The sequence below is a fragment of the Microbispora sp. H13382 genome (assembly GCF_014161445.1).
Classification (GTDB): Bacteria; Actinomycetota; Actinomycetes; order Streptosporangiales; family Streptosporangiaceae; genus Microbispora.
On the sequence record NZ_JABBXA010000015.1, the window covers coordinates 66,248 to 86,225 of the forward strand.

Annotated in this window: 10 protein-coding genes; 2 read left to right on the forward strand and 8 right to left on the reverse strand. The window is 72.6% G+C overall.

Features of this window, described 5'->3' with window-relative positions; all coding sequences use genetic code 11:
- Window positions 1-133: 133 nt before the first annotated feature.
- Window positions 134-1,450: an MATE family efflux transporter gene (locus HHX41_RS26470; protein WP_182908167.1), complete on the forward strand. Its 1,317-nt coding sequence runs from the start codon at window positions 134-136 to the stop codon at window positions 1,448-1,450.
- A 242-nt stretch (window positions 1,451-1,692) separates the two neighbouring features.
- Here HHX41_RS26470 and HHX41_RS26475 read toward each other — a convergent pair whose 3' ends face one another.
- The 8 genes from HHX41_RS26475 to HHX41_RS26510 form a co-directional block, all read right to left on the reverse strand.
- The gene (locus HHX41_RS26475) at window positions 1,693-3,930 is read right to left on the reverse strand and encodes a hypothetical protein (RefSeq protein ID WP_182908168.1); all 2,238 of its coding nucleotides are present in this window, start codon (window positions 3,928-3,930) and stop codon (window positions 1,693-1,695) included.
- A 14-nt stretch (window positions 3,931-3,944) separates the two neighbouring features.
- Window positions 3,945-13,301, reverse strand: coding sequence for a calcium-binding protein (locus HHX41_RS26480; protein WP_182908169.1), 9,357 nt, complete (start codon window positions 13,299-13,301; stop codon window positions 3,945-3,947).
- A 258-nt stretch (window positions 13,302-13,559) separates the two neighbouring features.
- Window positions 13,560-14,012: a hypothetical protein gene (locus tag HHX41_RS26485; protein ID WP_182908170.1), complete on the reverse strand. Its 453-nt coding sequence runs from the start codon at window positions 14,010-14,012 to the stop codon at window positions 13,560-13,562.
- Window positions 14,013-14,246: 234 nt separating this feature from the next.
- A complete protein-coding gene (locus HHX41_RS26490) occupies window positions 14,247-15,164 on the reverse strand; it encodes a TIGR03619 family F420-dependent LLM class oxidoreductase (protein WP_182908171.1) in 918 nt (305 codons plus the stop codon).
- Window positions 15,165-15,441: 277 nt separating this feature from the next.
- The gene (locus tag HHX41_RS26495) at window positions 15,442-15,885 is read right to left on the reverse strand and encodes an Lsr2 family protein (RefSeq protein ID WP_182908172.1); all 444 of its coding nucleotides are present in this window, start codon (window positions 15,883-15,885) and stop codon (window positions 15,442-15,444) included.
- Between the two features lie 28 nt (window positions 15,886-15,913).
- Window positions 15,914-16,441 carry a hypothetical protein gene (locus HHX41_RS26500; protein ID WP_182908173.1) on the reverse strand — a complete coding sequence of 176 codons (528 nt, stop codon included), beginning with the start codon at window positions 16,439-16,441 and terminating at the stop codon, window positions 15,914-15,916.
- 126 nt (window positions 16,442-16,567) lie between these two features.
- Complete coding sequence (locus HHX41_RS26505) at window positions 16,568-18,592, reverse strand: hypothetical protein (RefSeq protein ID WP_182908174.1); 2,025 nt, start codon at window positions 18,590-18,592, stop codon at window positions 16,568-16,570.
- 70 nt (window positions 18,593-18,662) lie between these two features.
- Entirely contained in the window at window positions 18,663-19,151 is a 489-nt protein-coding gene (locus HHX41_RS26510) for a nucleoside deaminase (protein WP_182908175.1), read from the reverse strand.
- Window positions 19,152-19,194: 43 nt separating this feature from the next.
- Between HHX41_RS26510 and HHX41_RS26515 the strand changes: the two genes are divergently transcribed.
- Window positions 19,195-19,950 (forward strand): DNA-formamidopyrimidine glycosylase family protein, encoded by a 756-nt coding sequence (locus HHX41_RS26515; protein WP_182908176.1) that lies wholly within the window; start codon window positions 19,195-19,197, stop codon window positions 19,948-19,950.
- The last annotated feature ends 28 nt before the right edge of the window (window positions 19,951-19,978 follow it).

A 19,978-nucleotide genomic window follows, 5' to 3' on the forward strand; every position in this document is an offset into this window, starting at 1 on the left:
CATCACCAGCGGGGGCCGGCCTTTCTCCACCTCGCCCGGCGATACTTGTTGCAAATAATTCGCAACTGCAAGAAGATCTCAATAAGCACGGCCGCGAGGTCCAGCGCACTGGGCCCTTTTCCTGAGGACGTCCATGGGTGAGCAGGGGGATGGGGCCGGGTCGCCGCTGCGCCAGATACTCGCGCTCGCCGTGCCCGCGCTCGGGGTCCTGGCCGCCGAGCCGCTCTACCTGCTCGTCAACACGGCCGTGGTCGGCCGTCTCGGCGCGGTGCCGCTCGCGGGGCTGTCGGTCGGCGGGATCGTGCTGGCGCAGATCGCCTCGCAGATGACGTTCCTGTCCTTCGGCACGACCGCACGTGCGGCCCGGCTCTACGGCGCCGGCCGCCGGGCCGACGCCGTGGCCGAGGGTGTGCAGGCGACCTGGCTCGGCGCGGTCGTGGGCCTGGTGATCATCCTGGCGGGACAACTGCTCGCCGCACCGGTCGCCGGCCTGCTCGCCGGTGAGGGCCCGGTCGCCGGCGCCGCGGTGAGCTGGCTGCGGATCGCCCTCCTCGGCGCGCCGCTGATCCTGGTCACGATGGCCGGGAACGGATGGATGCGCGGCGTCCAGGACATGCGGCGCCCGCTGCGCTACGTGCTCTTCGGCAACGGTATCTCCGCGGTGCTCTGCCCGGTGCTGGTGTACGGGCTCGGCTGGGGGATCAACGGCTCCGCGATCGCCAACGTGGTCGCGCAGCTGATCTCCGCGAGCCTGTTCGTACGGGCGCTGGCGGCCGAGGGCGTGCCGCTCGCTCCGGTTCCTGCCGCGATCCGCGCGCAGCTCGGCATGGCGCGTGACCTGGTGGTGCTCGGCCTGGCCTTCCAGACGTGCTGGGTGTCGGCGACCGCGGTCGCCGCCCGCACCTCCGCCGCGGCGGCCGGCGCCCACCAGGTGGTGTTCCAGCTGTGGATGTTCCTGGCCTTCGTCCTGGACGCGCTGGCCATCGCCGCCCAGGCGCTGGTCGGGGCCGCGCTCGGCGCGGACGACGCGGCGCGGGCGCGCCGCCTCGCCTGGCGGGTGACCAGCTGCGGGCTGGTCTTCGGGACCCTGCTCGGCGTGGTGTTCGCGGCGCTGGCCGGGCCCCTGCCCCACGTGTTCACCACCGACGCCACGGTGCTGGCCGAGATGCCGCAGGCGTGGTGGTTCTTCGTCGTCCTGCAGCCGATCGGCGGCGTCGTGTTCGCCTTGGACGGAGTGCTGCTCGGCGCCGGCGACGCGGCCTACCTGCGCACCGCGACGGTGACCGGGGCGGTGCTGGGGTTCCTGCCGGTGGTCTGGGCTTCGCTCAGATTCGGCTGGGGACTGGTGGGCATCTGGTCGGGGTTGTCGGCCTTCCTCCTGATCCGGATGGTCGCTTCGCTGGCCAGACTGCGGTCCGGCCGCTGGGCGGTGCTCGGCGCCGCGCGCTGACCCCGCCGCGCCGCCAACGGCGTCCGGTACTGGCCGTTGCAGGACCTGCGTGTGCACTTCGAGCAGACGCAGCGCGAGGTCGGCCAGGACCCGCAGGACGCGATCGGCCGGCTCTGCGGCGACGCCCGCCGCCTCCGTGAAAACCACTACGCAGCGGCCCAACCTGCAGGAGATGCGAGACAGCGCGCGGCGGCCCTCCCCGAGGATGAGGGGGAAGGCCGCCGCCCGGGCCGCGGTACCGATCAGGTGTGGGTGAGGAGGAGGTTCCCCTCGCCGCTCTTCCTGATCACGATGACCGCGTAGACGCCGGTCACCTTCGGGTCCGCGATGGTGATCCGCTCGGCCTTGTTCGGCCCGCCGCTCGCCGAGCGCCGCGCGGCGGATCGCGGCAGACCCCATCGGCCGGCGTCCGGCGCCATGACGAAGAGGTCGATGTCCTGGCCGTTCCGGGGGACGACGTTGATCGTCGAGGGCACGCCCTTCTCGATCCAGGTCGTACGGATCTCCACCAGACGGTCGGCGCCCATGCCGAACTCCACGGGCGTGCCCTTCTCCAGGTCGCCGTCGGGCGCCTCCGCCGCCTCCGTCACGAACTCCTGGTAGTCGGTGTCGGAGGTCACGGCGACGGTGAAGAGCTGGTCCTGCGGGGTGGGCTGCACGGCCACGAAGTCCGGGCCCGAGCTGCCCCACTCGGAACTGGTGACCGCGTCGTTCGGAGCGCCGACGGGCGTCACCCGCATGTCGACGTCCGCGCCGCCGGCCCCCGAGGTGGCCGTGGCCACCACGGACCAGCTGCCGGCGGTGGTGAGGAAGTCCTGCGTGAACGGCAGGTTGGCGGGCCGGTACGCCGCTTTCCTGTCGTCGAGGATCTCGGAGTAGTCGGGGAGCACGGTGTTGTGGAACAGGACCTCGTCCGCGGCGGGCCGGTCCCGTGCCTCCAACTGGCCGAGGAACTGGTGGATGTCGTCCGCCGGCGCCTTCCTGAAGGCGGTCACCATGGCCACGGGGCCCAGGCTGGAGGTGTCCCAGTACTTCTCGTTCCGCGCTCCGGAGTCCCCGAGGTCGACGAGGACACCGGCCACCCTGCCCTCGACCGCGTCCGTGTCGCCTCCGCTCGGCCAGCCCTCGGTGAACCACCGCGGGCTCTCCAGGTCGATCGCGGCGTCGGTGCCCCAGCGATAGTGGGTGTCGTCGTAGGCCTGGATCGCCACCCAGTCGGCCCACCCCTCTGCCCAGGCGCACCCCGGAGTGGTGATCTTCTGAGCCCAGTGGTCCCGGCAGGGGGGGCCGGCGGGCGGCATGCCGTTGTAGGTGTAGTCCATGATGAAGTGCCCCAGCTCGTGGGCGACCGTCATCTTCCTGAGCTGGGCCACCGCGCCCAGGTGGACCTCGAAACGGCCCGTGCAGTCGGCGTTCGGGCCGGGACAGTAGTAGGACCCGCCGGCCTGGTCGGGCGCCCACACGATCCGCACGGACTGGCAGTTCGCCTCGCCGGGCTTCCAGCACTCGTTCCCGGGCACGCCGAGCCAGCCCGTGTACGCCTTCCAGGTCTCGTACGCCGAGGTGAAGACGCGGAACGCGCCCTCGAGCGGGCTGCCGCGCCCGGACTCGTAGTCGATGGTCGTCAGCGTGCCCGCGGGCACGTCCCAGGTCACCTCGCTCACCCCGCTGTAGGAGTCCCCGGTGGCCGTTCGCACCACGTCCCACTCGGAGCTGATGGAGCTGACCTCGATGTAGACGTCCTGCGCGCCGCCGTCCTGGTCGACACCGGGGAAGCAGATCTTGTAGTCGCCCGCGTCGTCGGTCAGCGTCCAGCCGAGATTGTCGGGGCCCTTCGCGTCGGTGTCCCACGCCTCCACGAGCGTCCTGGGCACACCCCTGACCGTGCCGTCCTCCGCCTGGACGTGCTTGACGCGCCCCTGTACGCAGGTGTCCCCGGCGAGGGACTTCGTCGCGGCCGGCATCCGCGCCTCGCGTACGGGGAGGTCGCGCGGCAGGCCGAAGATCGACGACCGCTCCCCGATCGTGAGGTAGGCGAGCCCCTCGCTGCCCGGGCCCGGCCGCCCGTCGCGGGCCTGGACGCGGATCGAGGCGGGCCCGGGAGCCACCGCGGCGACCACCCCTTCGTACCGGACGGCCTTGCCGCGCCGGGCCCGTTCCGTACGGCTCGCGCGGTCCACGGGGCTGCGGCCGATCGTCGCCGCCCGGCGGTCGAGCCCGGCGGGCGGGCGCACCCAGCGCAGGGTCTCCGGCAGCTCGATGACGGTCGTGGCGTCCGGCAGGTCCTCCTTCGCGGTGACCTCCACCGTGAGCGTCGCGGTCTGTCCCACGGCGGGGGCGTGGTCGAGCCTGACGCTGACGGTGAAGCAGTGGCCCGGATCGCACGAGGGCGGGTTCGCGGGGGCCGCGTGCGCGGCGGGCACCGGGGCCGCGGCCAGTCCGGTGGCGACCAGGGCGGCCGCCATCAATCGGCGTAACATCCTGTTTCTCCTGATCAGCCCGCGCAGGCCACGGGCGAGTCGAAGTGTCCGGGTGAGGTGGGGTACGGCGAGCCGTTGTCATTGGCGGGGATCGCCAGCTCACGCTCGGCCGAGGGGTCGCCCTGGACACGGCCCGCCCCGGAGCCCCAGGCCACCTTGGCGAGGAAGTCGCGCATCGCGGGCGAGTGCTGGCGGACGATGTTGTGCCCGCCGTTGGCCGGACCACAGTGGGTGTACAGGTTGAACGAGCCGTTCCAGTCGATCATCTTGTCGCCCGGGTTGGGCCCGTTCGCGGTGCGGTCGCCCTGCAGCACGTCCCGGCCCTCGCCGCCGTACTGCCAGTCGACGCCCTGGTGGTGCTGGTCGTCGGCGGCGGACGCGTTGTCCTTGCCGGTCATCCGGAACCACAGGCAGGGGTCGACGACGGTGGTGAGCGTCCCCTCGGGCATGCGGCCGGGGGCGCAGTCGTCCGGGTAGGAGCCGCGCGGGTTGTAGTCGAGCAGGTCCGCCCCGGCGCCGCCGAAGACGTGGTCGACGAACCGGTCGCCCGTGCCCCGGGCGGCCGGGTCGAACGCGCCGCCGCTGAGGCAGTCGGCGGTCGCCGCGTCCAGGACGGGGTCGCAGCCCTTGCCACCCCAGATGACGTCCGCGCCGTCGTCGCCGAAGACCTCGTCGCCGCCGCTGTCGCCGTTGATCAGGTCGTGGCCCGCGCCGCCGTGCATGCTGTCGCGCCCCGGCCCGCCGCGCATGCGGTCGTCGCCGCCCGTGGCGAAGCCGTCGTGCGGCATGGCCGCGGTGACCCAGGTGTCGCCGTCCGCGTCGTGCAGCAGGTCCGTACGGCGGTCGTAGGAGCCGGCCGGGAAGCCCCGGTAGGTCTCCTTCGGCGGGGCGTTGAGGCTGACGGTGAAGCCGAGCCGCTGGGCGTCGCCCGCGTCGATGCGCTCGTTCACCACGCCGCCGCGGTCGCCCAGCATGGCGTCCTCGCCCGCGCCGCCGTCCATCTCGTCGTCGCCGAGCTCGCCGAACAGGTCGTCGTCGCCCGCGCCGCCGTACAGGCGGTCGTCGCCGTCCTGTCCCCACAGCCCGTCGTCGCCCTCGTCGCCGTACAGGCGGTCGGCGCCGAAGGCCCCGGCCGGTTCGCACGTCGGCTGGGCCTGCGTGCAGAACCGGGTGGAGCCGCCGGGCAGCGCCGGGTCGTGCGTACGGCTGCGCGTGGCGTCCGCGGGCGCCTGGCCCGCCGCGTAGCGCTCGGTGTAGACCCGCTCGGTGTTCCCGGTCAGCGTGCGGACGAGCGAGCCGTTGTCGCCGAGCAGCACGTCGGCCGCGCCGCCGCCCTCCATCGCGTCGCCCTTGTCGGCCGCGCCCGGCGTGGCCGAACCGCCGATCAGGTCGTCCTGGCCGGGAGTGGCGTCGTCGCCCTCCAGCTCGGCGGGCTCACTCGCGGCTCCCTTCCATCCGGGGTCGCCGAGCGGCTTGCTCTCGGTCTGGGAGGACTCGGCCGACAGCGGGAGATCGCCGCGGATCTGGTCGGCGCCGCCGCCGCCCTCGGCGTAGTCGCCCTGGCCGCCGCCGGAGATGTAGTCGTCGCCGTCCTGTCCCCACAGCACGTCGACGCCCGAACCGCCGGATACGCGGTCCTCGCCCGAGCCTCCGCTCAGGAGCGTGACCGCCCGCGGGGTCATCGGCGCGCCGGCCGAGCCGAGGCGGACCGTGACCCGGGACGGAGTGCCGGCCAGGGTCACCACCGCGTTGTCGCCCGTGACGACGTCGTCGCCGGGGCCGCCGAACAGCGCGTCGTCGGCGTCGTCGGCCGCGACGTGCGAGCCGCCCACGAGGTCGTCGTCGCCCCGGTCGCCCTCGACCCAGTCGACGCCCGCGCCGCCCTCGGCGTAGTCGTCGCCGTCCTGGCCGCGGAGCCGGTCGGCGCCGCCCTGGCCGAAGATCACGTCGTTGCCCGCGCCGCCGTCGGCGACGTCCGCGCCGGAGCCGCCCGCGAGCAACTCCACCCGGTGGGTGTGCGACTGGCCGGGCCGTACGGCGACGGGGGTGGCCGTGCCGGACGTGCTCAGGACGGCGTTGTCACCGGCGATCACGTCCGGTCCGTCCCCGCCGAGCAGGGTGTCGCCCGCGTCGGGGTGCGGCCCGGAGCCGCCGCCGGCCAGCTCGTCCTCCCCGGCCTCGCCGAAGACCCGGTCGGCGCCGTTGCCGCCCTCCAGGTGGTCGTCACCGGCGTCGCCGTGCACCTCGTCGGCCCCGATCCCGCCGAAGGCGGTGTCGTCGCCGTCGCCGCCGTGGATCACGTCGGGCCCGCCGGCCTTCTCCGGCGTCCCGTCGAGGTCGGACGAGCCGGTGGCGTCGCCGTTGTCGCCGACCAGGCGGTCGGCTCCGGCGTCGCCGTAGAGCGTGTCGCCCGCGTCGTCCCTGCCCGCCGTACGGCTGCCGCCGACGAGCAGGTCGTCACCGAGGCCGCCGAACGCGGTGTCCTCGCCGGCCTCACCCACGACCACGTCGTCCTGGGCGCCGCCGTACAGGGTGTCGTCGCCCGGACCGCCGGTCACCTCGTCGGCTCCGTCGTCGCCGTAGGCGATGTCGTCGCCCGAACCGCCGCTGACGTCGTCGTCGCCCGCGCCGCCGTACAGGGTGTCGTCGCCCTTCTCGCCGCAGACGCGGTCCTGACCGCCGCCCGCCTCGACCCGGTCGGCTCCCCCGCCGGCCGAGACGGTCTCCCTGCCGGAGCCGCCGAGGACGAGGTCGCGACCGTCGCCGTCCGCGCCGGCATCCGTGCAGGGCTCGTCGCGCAGCCGGTCGCCGAAGATCGTGGCGCCGCCGTCACCGCCCACGACGTGGTCGTCACCGTCACCGCCGACCAGCAGCTTGACCGAGGGCTGCACGCCCGCGGGCAGCGGCAGATGACGCACCCGCCTGGCCGGGCCGTAGTCGTCGCGGCCCTCGGCCTCGCTCACCTCGGACGGCTCGGCGATCACCCAGTCGTCGCCGGGGCCGCCGAAGATCTCGTCCTTGCCGTGGCCGCCCGCGAGGACGTCCTCGCCACCGCCGCCGAGGATCCGTACGGTCTCGCCGGGACGGGAGTGGCCGGCGACCAGATCCACCGCCTGGCTTCCGTACACCTTGTCGGCGCCCGCGCCGGTGTCGACGTAGTTCGGCCCCGAGTCGGCCGGTCCCCGCGCGTCGGGCCCGAACTCCTCCCGCGGCCCGGTGTGGATCTCGTCGGCGGCCGAGCCCCCGGTGAGGGTGTCGCTGCCGGGCCCGCCGACCAGCAGGCTCGGCTGGGCGCGGTAGCGGGGCGACGGGTCGGTCTCGGCGAGAGGGCTGTCGGAGGCGACGCCGATGGTGTCGTCTCCGCCGTTGCCCCACAGCCGGTTCGCGCCGAGCCCGGCGGCGATCCGGTCGTCTCCGTCGCCCGGGCCGTCGTCCGGCGCGCCGGGCAGGCCGTCGGCGGTCCAGTCGGCCACCTCGGCCGTGCCGACCTTCCGGACGGCGGGGGTGAGGCGGCCGTCGCCGGCCGCCCAGCCACCCGCGCCGCCGATCGTCAGGTAGTCGTCGCCGGGGCCGCCGGCCACGATCGGGGCCCGCCCGCCCTGCTCGTCGTAGGAGTCGGCGCTGGTGATCTGGTCGTCACCCTTGCCGCCGTCGATCACGTTCTTTCCGGAGCCGGCGAGGATCATGTCGTCGCCCTCGCCGCCGAAGGCGACGATCTTCCGGTCGAACGGGAACGGCGCGCCGGAGTCGTCGGCGTACCCCTGGAAGACGAGCTTGAGGCCGCCCTTGGCGCCGCGGCCGTCGGCCAGCACCCGGTCGAGGCCCGCCGCGTGGTGCTCCTCGCGGACGCCGAGGGCGTTGACCACGAATCCCTCGTCGCCGGGGAGCTGGCTGACCGTCCACTGCTCGGCGTCGTCACTCGGCTTGGCCGTGCTGCCGCCCCTGGCCGCGCGCATCGGGCCGATGTGCAGCACCAGCGCCTCACCGCTGACCGTGGCCAGCTTGGGCGGGGCCTCGTCGCACTTCGGCTTGGCCGAGAAGTCGAGCAGCGTGGCCTCGACGATCGTCCAGTCGAACCGCTTCTTGAAGATCGAGAGGCCGATCTCCACCCAGGCCTTGAGATAGACCTTGAGCTTGCCTTCCATGGTGAACAGGCACAACGGGTTGCGCAGCAGGATCCCCGCGAACTCGAAGAACCTGAACTTGCCGTCGTTGGTCGGGTCGGCCCAGAGCATCGAGATGCCCAGGGCGATTCCTCCGCTCACACCCGCCTTGACGAGCAGCAGGTCGACTCCGGCTCCCGCTTCCAGCGTTCCGTACAGGCTGATCGCCGGCAGGGGACGGCCCCGCTCGTCGGTGGTCTTCAGGTAGAGGCTGTCGAGGATCTGGAGGTCGGCCTTGCCCTGCTCGATGGCCTTGCGGATGCCGTAGGTGTCGAAGCCCGCCCTGATCCGCGCCTCGACCCCGGCGGTGCCGGAGATGACGACCATGATGGGCGGCGGCGCGTAGACCGGGCCGAACGACTGGCTGTAGGTGAAGCCGAGGCGCAGCGGACCGGAGTCGAAGGCGACCAGCTCGACGTCCTTGCCCATGAGCAGGCTGAAGATCGACCGCCCGGCGTTGTCGAGCACGGGGAAGCTGAAACCGGCCTTGCCGGACTGCTGCATCGGGCCCTGCGCGTCCGCGGCGGCCTTCGTGGCGGTGACGGCCTTGGCCTTGTCGCACGTCCTGGCGCCCTGGTCGAGCGCCGCCAGCAGGTCGTCGGTCCTGGGCGCCACGTCCGCGATCAGCGAGTCCGCCACGTCCGGCGAGTTCTCCGTGGTGAGGGCCCTGTCACCGGCCACGGTGAAGCTGCCGATGGGGATGTGCAGCTCGCCGCGGCAGTCGGGCAGCGAGGTCACCAGCTTGGTGATCTCGATCATCCGCTCGATGAACTGGGTCGTGCTGTTGCCGCCCAGGGTGTTGAACTTCTTGGCGATCGTCATCAGGTTCACGTCGCCGCCGCCGGCGGCCCGGCTGAGGTCCGAGAGCACGGGGATGGGCGCGTAGAGCTGGTCGACGACCGGCCGCACCGGGTCGGTGACCCGCTTGACCTGCGTCACCACCGGCCCGAGGACCGTACGGAAGAAGTCGCCGGCCTCCAGGTTCACGTCGGTGAATGCGATGGACAGGTTCGCGGGGTCGGGCGAGCCGCCCTTCGTGAGGTCCCACGCCAGGTGGAAGTCGCCGAACAGCCCGGGCAGCATCGGCGATCCGGGCGTCACGGTGAAACGCCAGTCGACGGCCGCGTTAGCGTGCAGCGACGTCTCCACCAGGTCGGAGGCGTCGGCGAGCTGCTGGAGCCCGATCTTGCCGACCGGCTTGAGTCCGACGGTGAACGTGCCCGCGAACAGGTCGGGAGACTGCGGCGAGCGGTTCTTCACCGTGACGTCCAGGATGGACAGCTTGGCGTTGATCTCGTCGGGCAGCGACACGTTCACGCCCACGGTGGCCTGCGGCCGCTTGTCGGGTGTCGCGTCGATGTAGAAGCCGTTGACGCGGTCGAGGCCCACGGTCACGTCCACGTGCCAGCCGAACTCGGCCCGCACGCCCTTGCCCGGGCCCTGACGCAGCGCGAGACCGGGGACGCCGATGTCCAGCTGCCGCTCCAGGGCCGCGCAGCCCTCCACGCAGCCCTGCCGCGGGTCGACCGTGCCCTTGCCGATGCTCATCGTGAACTTCACGCCGGTCAGCTCGGTGCCCTTGGCCGTGTCGCAGGCGGTGGGGTCCGCGGGCTCCGGCGCCTGCACGCAGGTGATCAGCGGTTGCACGCCGGGGCCGACCTTGGGGGCGAGCTCGGCGTTGTACCACTCGCGCAGGTCCTTGCCGGTGGGCACCCGGCCGCCGTTCGGCAGCTTGGCGACGGCCGCCTTGATCTCCTGGCGCTTGACGCCGACGAAGTCGGCACCCTGCTGCAGGTCGTCGCCGACCAGGGGCAGCCTGCCGCCGTAGGAGGCCGTGCGCAGGCCGGCCTCCAGCGCGGTGAGGTAGCGGTCGATGCCGTCGCCCAGGTTGGTCCAGTCGAGCTCCAGCCCCGCGGGCAGGGTGGAGAAGTCGAACTCGGGCACCTCCAGCCGGTCGACGTCGCCCGGCAGCTTCTTCGTCAGGTCGAACATCTCGGCCAGCGGAGCGGCTCTGGGCAGGCGCAGGACGAGCGCGTGCCTGCCGTCCGCCGTGATCGGGCTGCCGTTCACGTAGGCGGGCAGCACCGCGCACAGCGCGAGGTCGGTCTCGTCGCGCCGGGGGTCGCGGTCGCAGGTGACCGGGTCCGTCGTCTCGTTGAGCGCCAGGTCGAGCCCGGCGAAGAAGTCGGCCGGCGGCACGGCGTCCTGCGGCTCGCCGTCGTACCGGAGGGTCACGCCGTACGCGAGCCTGGCCTGCATCGGGTCGTCGTCCGCCTTACCGACGGAGACGGGCAGCGGGCCGATGTTCGCCTTGATCGTGCCGTCGAGCCGGGCGTCCGCCTCCAGGTCGAGACCGGAGTCGGTGTCGACGAGCAGGTCGCGGGCGAGATCGAAGTCGCGCTTGAGCGCCACCCGCAGCCCCAGCCGGATCTGCCCGCCGACGGAGGCGTCGAGCGTGCCGGAACCGGAGGCGGCGACCAGGCTGCTGTCCCCGAAGGAGAAGCGCAGCGGCTCCTTCAGCGCCGCCTTCTTGTCGTACGCCAGCGACAGGCGCAGCGCGCCGTCCTCGTAGCCGATGCGGACCTGGCCGCCCAGCGCCTTGTTCAGCTCGGCCACCAGCGCCTGCACGGTGTCCGGCGGGGCCGCGGTCAGCCGGTCGATCGCGTCCCTGAGCGGCGAACGCAGCGCGTACGCCGTGCCCGGCTCGGGACGGACCTGGCCGAACTTCGCGGTGAACGCCATGGTGTGCTGGCCGCATACGGCCCCGACGGTCATCACGCGGGTGCCGATCACGACGCCGCGCCCGATGTGCGCCTGGGTGAACGTCCGCGACGGGTCGGTGACGAAGCCGTTCTCGGTGCCGCAGGCGCCGTCGCCGTACACGACGCCGGGGCCGGAGCCCATCTCGTCGGCGGCGACGAGGTCGGACAGCGAGCGGCCGAGGAGCGGCAGCTTCGCCGTCATCGCCGTGCCGACCGGTCCGTTGGGCGTGACGTGGTCGAGATAGGTGGCCAGCGCGCCCAGCGACTTGACCAGCGCGCCGAACAGCGCCTGCGGGTTGTCGGGATCGAAGGCGAAGTCCTTGACCCTGCCGATCTGGTCGAAGCCGCGGAAGACCACGGTGCCGGGCGTACGGACGTCCGGCATCTGCACGTCGCCGGTGACCTTGCCGCCGAAGAAGTCGGCCAGCCCGGGGACGCCGAGGGTCAGCCTGGCCGTGGCCGTGGCGTCCACCTGGGTGGTGAGGACGTCCGCGGGGTCGCTCGCCAGACGTTCGAACAGCCGCGTCAGCGGCACGTCCCCGGCGTCCTTGAGCGCGACCTTCACCACGTCGCCGCCGGACCTGCTGCTCATGGACAGGTCGCCGGTGAGCCGTACGCCGAGGTAGCCGACGACGGCGTCCACGTTGACCGAGGTGAGGACCGACACGCGGGCGCCGAACAGGTCACGGCCGGTACGCAGCATGATCCGGTCGGCGGGCCGGGGCAGCTCGGTGACCACGGTGGCGCTGCCGTCGGGGTTGGTGTGCTTGTAGGGGCACGCCTTCTGCTGCCCGTCCGGGCGGGTGGCGCACGCCTGGCCGGTGGCCGGGTCGCTCAGGTCGAGCACGACCGTGGCGGCGGCGTGGTAGCCGCGCATCACCCCGGCGACCGAGGTGGTCGCGTTGGCCTGGGCGAGGCCCGCGCGGGCCTTGAAGGTGTCGCCGAAGGTGACCTGGCCGATCATAGGGTCGGCGGCGGCGATCCGGTAGGCGGTCCCGGCCGCGGGCACGCCTCCGCGCCAGCCGTCGCCGGTCAGCGTGACGACGTCGGCGGTGTTGTCGGCCACCATGCCGGTCGACGTGCCCGCGGTGATCGTGCGGCCGGCGAACTCTCCGGGCGTCCACTTCTGGCCGGCGTGCCTGAGCGTCGTGGCCGTGTAGGTGACGCCGGCGCCCGTGCCGCTGTTCGCCTGCCCGCCGGGGTTGAGCGGCTCGGGTGCGGGGTTGACCGCGCGGTCGATCACGAGCGTGAAGGCGATCTTCTTGGTGGCGTCGTCGTAGCCCGCGTCGGCGACCTTGATGATCGCGCCGCCGGGCAGGCCGCGTGCCCTGCCGAGCGCGGCGAACATGTCCTGGATCGAGGTGAAGGTGGGCTGACCGGTGTCGCGGTCGACGCTGTCGGCGACGAACTTGTCGATCGCCTCGGAGACGCGGACGGCGTCGGCCAGGGAACCCCGCATGAACGGCAGGTCCAGATCGCCCTGGTCGCCCCAGCGGGCCCGCTGCACCGCGGTGATCGCGCCGGACAGATGCGTCAGCCCGTCGAGCAGGTCCTTCGGCGTGAGCGTCTGGAAGCGGTTCAGCCGGTCGAGGTCGGACTGGCCGACGCTCACCTGCGGGCCGCCCGTGGCGAGGTCGGGCCAGCTCACGTCGACGGTCGCGGTGGCGCCCTCGACCTGGGCGCCGGCGAACGGCTGCGCGGTGACCGCGAGCCTGGCGGTCGCCGAGCCCTTCCTGGAGAAGGTGAACAGCCCGGCCGCCGCGCCGTCCGCGCCCAGCTCCCGCAGGTCGAGCCTGCCGTCGCCGTCCGGGTCGGCGGCGGTGGAGGTGAACGTGGAGGTGAAGGAGAGCGACGAGCCCGCGGCCAGGTCGACGCCGAGGATGCCGAAGGCGGCGGTCGGTTTGGCCCCCGCCGCCAGCCGCCCGTCGGCCTGCACCGTCACCGCGGCGTCCTTGCCCAGCCAGGCCGTCTTGGTGGCGGGGTCGTAGGCGAAGGGCAGCTTCGCGCCGAGCTTCAGCGTGACGTCCACGCCCCCGGAGGTCGCGAGCGCGACCCTGGGCTGCGTGCTGCTGACGGAGACCGGGCGGTCGGCGACCGTCCTGGTCACCTCCAGGGTCAGGTCGAGGTGCCTGACGCCGCCCTGCGTGCTCGCCTTGGCCAGCAACCGGCCGGCACGCGGACCGGACAACGGATACTCGTCCTCGAGATCGGACAGGCTGGTCAGGTTCTTGAGCCGGTCGTACACCGCGACGTCGAACAGGTCGCCCAGGCCCAGGCCGTCCTTCCCGCCGGGGACCAGGCCGGCGAGGGGTAACTGCTCGCCCATCGGGCCGAGCGCCGCCATGCCCCTGCCGACGGCGGCGAAGCGCTCGACCGCGGACACGAGCGCGGCGGTCTCCGCGTCCGGTTGCGCGGCCGCGGACGCGGCCTGGGGCAGGCCTGTCACCAGGCCTGACATCATTCCCACAACGCACAGCGCGCTGATCAATCGCCGCCTTGACACCGGACCCCCAGAACCGACGGATTGCATACCGACGGTCTGTTCTAGTGACGGCGACTTGTGATCCGGTTGGATCCGACTTCAGCAGGACGTGAGCGCGTCCGGGGCAGATGCCCCTCCACGTACGTCGCGTGGACGCGGAGGGGCACGCCGAGGCGTGCGGCCGCCGCTCCGGCTTCCCGCCGGACCGCGGTCGCGGGGCCCCTAGTTGTAGCAGTAATCGTTCCAGTAGCGGTTGGCCCAGAAGCAGTTCTCCCACCAGCAGTCGTCCCAGTAGGGCGTGTTCCAGGCGCAGTTGTACGAGTAGCCGTCGACGGGGCCGGCGACGAGGTTGTTCGAGACGTTGTTGAAGGTGTTGTTGACACCGTTGTCGAGATAGTTCGCCGATGCGCCGGCGCACGCGTTGCCACACGTTTCGCGGCAGCGGTTGTCACACGGGTTCGTACAGGTGTTACACGGGTTGTTGTACAGATTATTGCGGGTGTTGTCGAAGGTGTTGTTGAATCCGTTCGTGAACTCGTTTTCCGTCGGAGTGGCATAACCCGAGCCCGTTGGGGCGGTCACCGCGCCCGCCGCCGTGGCGCCCGCGACGAGGGCGCCACCGCCGAGCGCGGTGGAAAGTGCGAGTCCGGCGATGACCTTCTTGAGCTTGGGCATTCCATGTCCCCCTCTAAAGGCTCAACTGCCTAATTTGTGCGACACGCCGAAGAATGCCGCTTAATGACCGTTAAGTGGCCATTGCCCCGCGACGTCATGTTTTCCAGGCCGGACAAGCGATAAACGGTGATTGAGGGTGTTTAACGGCTTATTGGTGGATAAGGGACGTGACTCAGACACTTATGCCGCCTTTATCCCTTAATGTCCGATTTCGACGGATGGTCGGCCGGGGCCTCAGCCCGCGCGCACCATGGTGACGAGCGCGTTCGCCACGTCGAGGAACTGGTCCCGCGAGGAGGTCGTCGTCTGCAGGTCGACGAACGCCTCGTGCGCCCCGGCCTCGGCGAGGGTCAGCAGGTAGTCGGCGACCTGCCGCACCGTTCCCGCGTGCGGCACCTGGTCGGCGGGCGCCGGTGAGTCCGTGATCGCCGGATTGACGCGCACCACCATGCGCAGGACGGACGGGTCCCGGCCCGCGCCGGACGCCGCCCGCAGCGCCATGTCCCACAGGGCGGTCAGGTACGGCATGGGCATGGCCGCGCTCAGCCAGCCGTCGGCCCGCCGGCCGACCCTCTCCAGCGCCCCGGGGGTGTAACCGGCCAGCAGGATCGGAGGGCGCGGCCGCTGGCAGGGCTTGAGGTCGATGTGCGACGGCGGCACCGTCCAGAGCGCGCCCTTGTGCTCGACCACCTCGCCCGTCCAGACGGCCTCCATCAGGTCGAGCGTCTCCTCCAGCCGCTCTCCCCTGCCCCGCCAGGGCACCCCGGTCGCGGTGTACTCGTCGCGCAGCCAGCCGAGGCCGATGCCGACGTCCAGCCGTCCGTTGCTGAGCAGGTCGAGCGAGGTCAGCGTACGAGCGAGCAGGACGGGCGGCTGCCACAGCGCGTTGAGCGTGCTGGTCCCCAGCCGGATCTCGCGTGTGCTGACCGCGGCCAGCGTCAGCGCGGTGAGCGGGTCGAAGAACGTCCCGAAGGCCGGGGGGACCGTCCCGTCTCCTCCCGGATACGGGTCGCTGGGGGCCAGCGGCAGCAGGATGCGGTCGCCCGCCCACAGGCTGTCGTAGCCCATCGCCTCGATATCCGCGCTCGCCTGCCGCATGAAGTCCGGGTCGGCGAACGCGCCGTACTGGGGAACCGTGTATCCGAGCCGCATGAGTGTCTCCTCGCACTTCGCCGTAGCGGAATCGCCCTGTTCGGGCGTCGGCGGAGACGCTAGAAAGGCCCGCTTGCGGAAAACTTGGACAGGCCGGGTCCAAGGAGCATCCCAGAGCTGGCGTTACCGGGGGCCGGGGGTCGAAACCGGCGATGCGAGGGTTTCCGCGCGCCGCTTGCCGGCGGCGCACGTCGTACGGTCGCCCGGCCCGGACGCCTGTCGCGGCGGCCGGGCCGGGCGGAGTCCGCTCCGAGGCGTCCGTTTGCGAGGCGTCCGTTCAGACGCCGGCCGTCGCCTCCGCGTGCGCGGTGGCCGTCTCCGCGGATTCCTCCGCGGACTGTCCGTCGGGGTCCTCGGACCCGGCGTCCGGGGCGGCGTCGGGGTGCGCCGCGATGAACCGCTCGATGACCTCGTCGGCCATCTTCCCGCGCGGGGGCACGTCCAGCCCCTGCTCGCGGGCCCACTCGCGGACGTCCGTCAGCGTGTGACCCCGCAGGCGCGGGGAGGTGTCGGCGGCCTTCTTGGACCGCGACGCCTGCTTCACCTCACGGGCGTTCTCCAGCACTTCCTCGATGAACGCCAGAGCCTCGCTCAGCCGCTGCTGGTTCGCGTCGGACAGGTCGATGGCGAAGGTCCGGTTCAGCAGCGGGAACTCCCGTCGCGCCACATCGTCGCCCTCGGAGTGGTCGAGGTCGTCAACCAGAATCACCTTCTGCGCCACGTGCAGCCCTTCCAGGGTGGATCTCCGTCTATCTGGACCGTGGCATCTTACTGGTGCTCTCCTCACCGGCCCGCCTTCCCCGGTTCCTCGCCCCGAGCACGAGCGCCACCGCGGCCACGCCGTACGCGACCGTCGTGAGCAGGGCGGGCAGGAAGTCGCCCGGACCGGAGAAATCGGGCTGGCTGCCCGCGCTGATGTCCGCCACGGTCACCGCGTGCGGGAACTCGTCGATCGCCATCACCAGGTTGACGACCGTCATGACGCCGAGCAGTGCCGCGACGACCCACCTCGTCCGTCGCAGGTGCCGGTGGAGGACGGCCACCACCAGGACGAGCATCGGCAGATACCACGCGACCATCGCGTCCACGCCGTACAACGGTCGCGCGGCGACTCCGACGAAGAGCCCCAGGAAGGAGAGAATCGCCTGGTAGCCGAGGTGTCCGCCCCCCGCCGAGACGGGGAGGATCACGGGCACCGCCGAGGCGGACACCGCCAGGACCAGCCACGGCCATACTCGGCGGACCTTCGCCTCACGCGGCGGATGGTGCTCGGACACCGCCGAAGTATCCCAGGACCGATCACTCCGCGCCGTGGACGCCCCTGCCGGAGACGATCGGACCGTCCCGACGACCGGCACCTCGCCGAGGGGGCCTGCGCTGAGGAAGGCCCTGACTGCTTCGCCTCAGCGTTTACGCCTGCGTCCCGCCGTACGCCCCCGGGCGCCGGGACGCGAGCCGGGCACCAACCTCAACGGATGGGACCGCGCGCGCAAGCTGTCGAGGACCAGCCTGCGCAGTTCCTCCATGCTCTCCTCGGCGGGGTGGCCGGAGCCGGCCATCGCCTCGACGAGGGCGAGCGCGTTCGGCCCCGCCATGGCGCGCAAGTGCTCCAGCACCTTCTCCGGGCCCGCGATCTCCAGCAGGCCGAGCACACCCTCCGTCGTCACCAGCAGATGCTCGTCGGCGCCGAGTCCACCGCTATCGGAGAGCTCCAGCAGGACGAGGGGGCCCAGCACCGGGTCCGTACGCAGGCCGGGCAGCATCGGCCGCAGGTCCGGACGGATCTCGGCCAGGAGGGAGAGCATCGCGGCCGCCCGGGTGCGGAAGGAACAGGCGCGGACCGCGTCCACCAGCGGCCCGCAATCCCCGTTGTGCGCCGCGAGCCAGCCGTCCAGCTCCTGCGCGGCGGCGTCCGGCGGGTAGTGCTGCATGAGCACCCCCAGCAGCTCGGCGGCCGGAGCGTCCACCAGCTCGCCGATCAAGGGGGCGTCCCTGCCCTCGGCCAGCATCCGATCCCGCACGGCCCTCGCGCCGAGCGGCGTCAGCCGTACGAGGAGGCCTGGCTCGGCGAGCCGCCGCAGCAGCCTGGCCCGCGCCTCGGCGGACAGCGGAAGCCCGCCACCAGTGAGATCGTCGCCGGGGAGATCACCGTCGTCGACGAGATCACCGTCTTCGGGGAGATCGCCGGTGAGGTCGCTGGAGTACAGCTCGTCGGCCACGCCGTGGCTCAGCTCCACGGCGCCGAGCTCGGCCAGCGGCTCCAGCGCCCGCGCCAGCTCCTCCCCGACCCGATGGCGCCACGTCTCCTCCGGCACGCGGTCGGACGGAACGTAGTCCTGGCAGACCAGCCAGACCAACTCCTCCAGCCGGGCCACCGGCATCGGCCTCGCCATGCCGTACGCGCTGTTGAGCACGTCGGGCATGAGGTCGCCGAACACGGACGACAGCAGCGTCAGCGACGCGGGCATGTCGCGGCCCAGTTCGAAGTACGCCTCGAACGCCCGCGTCCACAGCTTCTCCGGGTCACGCAGCAGCGGCGCGGCCTTGGCGACGCGGAGCAGGCGACCGCCGGTCACCCGGACGAGCCGAGCGCGCTTCGCCCAGGCGAGCATGAGGCCGACGCCCGGCAGTTCGGCCGCGCTGCGGACCTCGGCGTCCTGCTCGCCGGTGCCGAGCAGCCCGGCCAGCTCCCGGGCGTCGGCTCTCCGCAGATGACCGGCCTCGGTGAGCGTCCGGCCCTCGGCTCCCGCCCAGTCGGCCAGGGCCGTCAGCCGGCGTACGACCTCGCTGCGCGCCGCCGCCTCGGCGAGCTCGCGTGCGGGCGGCAGGACCAGCGGGGGCTGCGGGAAGGCCCGCTGCTCGTCCAGGTGCGGCCGGGCGAACCTGGCCTCGATCACCCTGTCGAGCGCCTCGGCGTCGTACGGCAGCCGGCCCGCCTCGACGTCGTGGGGCAATCTCTCCAGCGCCCTGCGGTCGGTCAGGTCGACACCGTTGTCGAGCGCCGTCTGCGCCCAGAACTTCGCGAGGCCCATGCGCGCGGGGTCGTCGAGCGCCGCCGGATAGTCCGCGACGGCGGTTCGCACCGCCCGCTCCAGCTCCGCCGGGGTCGCGCCACGGGGGTCGCGCAGCCCCTTCGCGGCGACGTAACGCAGCAGGGTCAGCAGGCTCTCCGGCGCCGCGTCCAGCTCGTCCCGGGTTGCGGTGACGTATCGCGGGATCCACTCCAGCAGGAACCTGCGCACCTGCGCCTCGTCCCAGTAGCCGAGCCGGCCGTCCACGCTACGGTGGCGGGAGTCCAGGGCCGCCTCCAGCACCAGCGGGTCCGCGGCCATGCCGCGCTCGCCCGCCCAGACGAGGCAGCGGCGGACCAGCAGGTCCTTGGCCGCCTCGAACTCCTCGTCCTCATGCGGCTCGAACCAGGTACGCATCAGTCCCCCTCACCCATGACCATGCAGCGGAGGGTATCCGTAGGTGCGCGGGAAGCACCGGGAAACGGCCTCAGGAGCCGGTGTGGAGGCGGCGGTGCAGCGCGCGAACCTCGTCGGCCAGCGCGGGCACGGGCCCGGCCACCCGCACACCGGGCGCGACGTCGTTGACCGGGAGTGTCCGCACCGGCGGGGGCGGCACGTCCCACTCGGCCAGCCACCGCGCGAGCTGCGCCGACGACGCGACGTAGACGATCCGCCCGAGTCCCACCCACCCGTGCGCCGCCGCGCACATCGGGCAGTGCTCGCCGGAGGTGTAGACGGTGGCCTTCGCGCGTTCCTCCGGCGTCATGTTCGCCGCGGCCCAGCGCGCCAGCTCGAACTCCGGGTGCCGCGTGTGATCGCCGCCCGCCACCCGGTTGCGGTCCTCGGCCAGCACCTCGCCGTCGCCGGAGACGAGCACCGAGCCGAACGGCTCGTCGTCCGCCTCAAGTGCTTCCTTCGCCAGCTCCACACAGCGGCGCAGGTGCCGCAACTCCTCAGACGTCGGCTCGTAAGTCATGATCCGAACGGTATCTCCGGACGGGACGGGTAGGGCGAGGGGCATGCCGGAGGGGCATTTGGTCCATCGCTACGCGGACGAGCAGCACGAGGCGCTCGCCGGCCGGGTGGTCAGGGCCACCAGCCCGCAGGGCAGGTTCGACGCCGGGCCGTACGACGGCAGGGTCGTCGAGGGCGTGGAGGCGCTCGGCAAGCACCTGCTCTACCGGCTGGAGGGCGCCCCGCCGATCCACGTGCACCTCGGCATGCAGGGCCTCTTCCTGCGGTACGACGACCCGGCGGCCCCGCCCCGCAAGGGCACCCGGCTGCGGCTGGCGACCGGCGAGGCGGCGTTCGACCTGATCGCGCCCGCCCGCTGCGAGCCGATGGACGAGCGGGCGCTGGCGGCGCTGCGGGCCGCGACCGGCCCCGACCCCCTGCGTGGTGACATCGACAGAACCGAGGCCGTACGACGCCTGCTCGCGGCCCACGTCCCGGTCGGCGCGGCCGTGCTCGACCAGGGCGTGTGGTCGGGGGTCGGCAACGCCTGGCGGGCCGAGCTGCTCTTCCTCACCGGCCTCGACCCCGGCGCCCGCGACATCGGCGCCGAGGCCGCCGGGCGGCTCTGGGACGCCGCCGTGCGCTACCTCGCGCTGGGGCGCGACGCCGGGCAGGTGGTCAGCGACCCGGACGCGCCGGACGAGCGGTGGGTCTACAAACGTGAGCGCTGCCGCCGCTGCGGGACCGCCGTGCGGACCTGGACCCTGGCCTCGAGGACGGCATACGCGTGCCCCGCCGACCAGCACCTGAATGCCCTCTGACCTGGGAAGTCGTTCCATTACCGAGTTG

Coding starts and splice junctions, on each gene's coding strand:
- HHX41_RS26470 (WP_182908167.1), top strand. CDS start 134: ATGGGTGAGCAGGGGGATGGGGCCGGGTCGCCGCTGCGCCAGATACTC.
- HHX41_RS26475 (WP_182908168.1), bottom strand. CDS start 3,930: ATGTTACGCCGATTGATGGCGGCCGCCCTGGTCGCCACCGGACTGGCC.
- HHX41_RS26485 (WP_182908170.1), bottom strand. CDS start 14,012: ATGCCCAAGCTCAAGAAGGTCATCGCCGGACTCGCACTTTCCACCGCG.
- HHX41_RS26490 (WP_182908171.1), bottom strand. CDS start 15,164: ATGCGGCTCGGATACACGGTTCCCCAGTACGGCGCGTTCGCCGACCCG.
- HHX41_RS26505 (WP_182908174.1), bottom strand. CDS start 18,592: ATGCGTACCTGGTTCGAGCCGCATGAGGACGAGGAGTTCGAGGCGGCC.
- HHX41_RS26510 (WP_182908175.1), bottom strand. CDS start 19,151: ATGACTTACGAGCCGACGTCTGAGGAGTTGCGGCACCTGCGCCGCTGT.
- HHX41_RS26515 (WP_182908176.1), top strand. CDS start 19,195: ATGCCGGAGGGGCATTTGGTCCATCGCTACGCGGACGAGCAGCACGAG.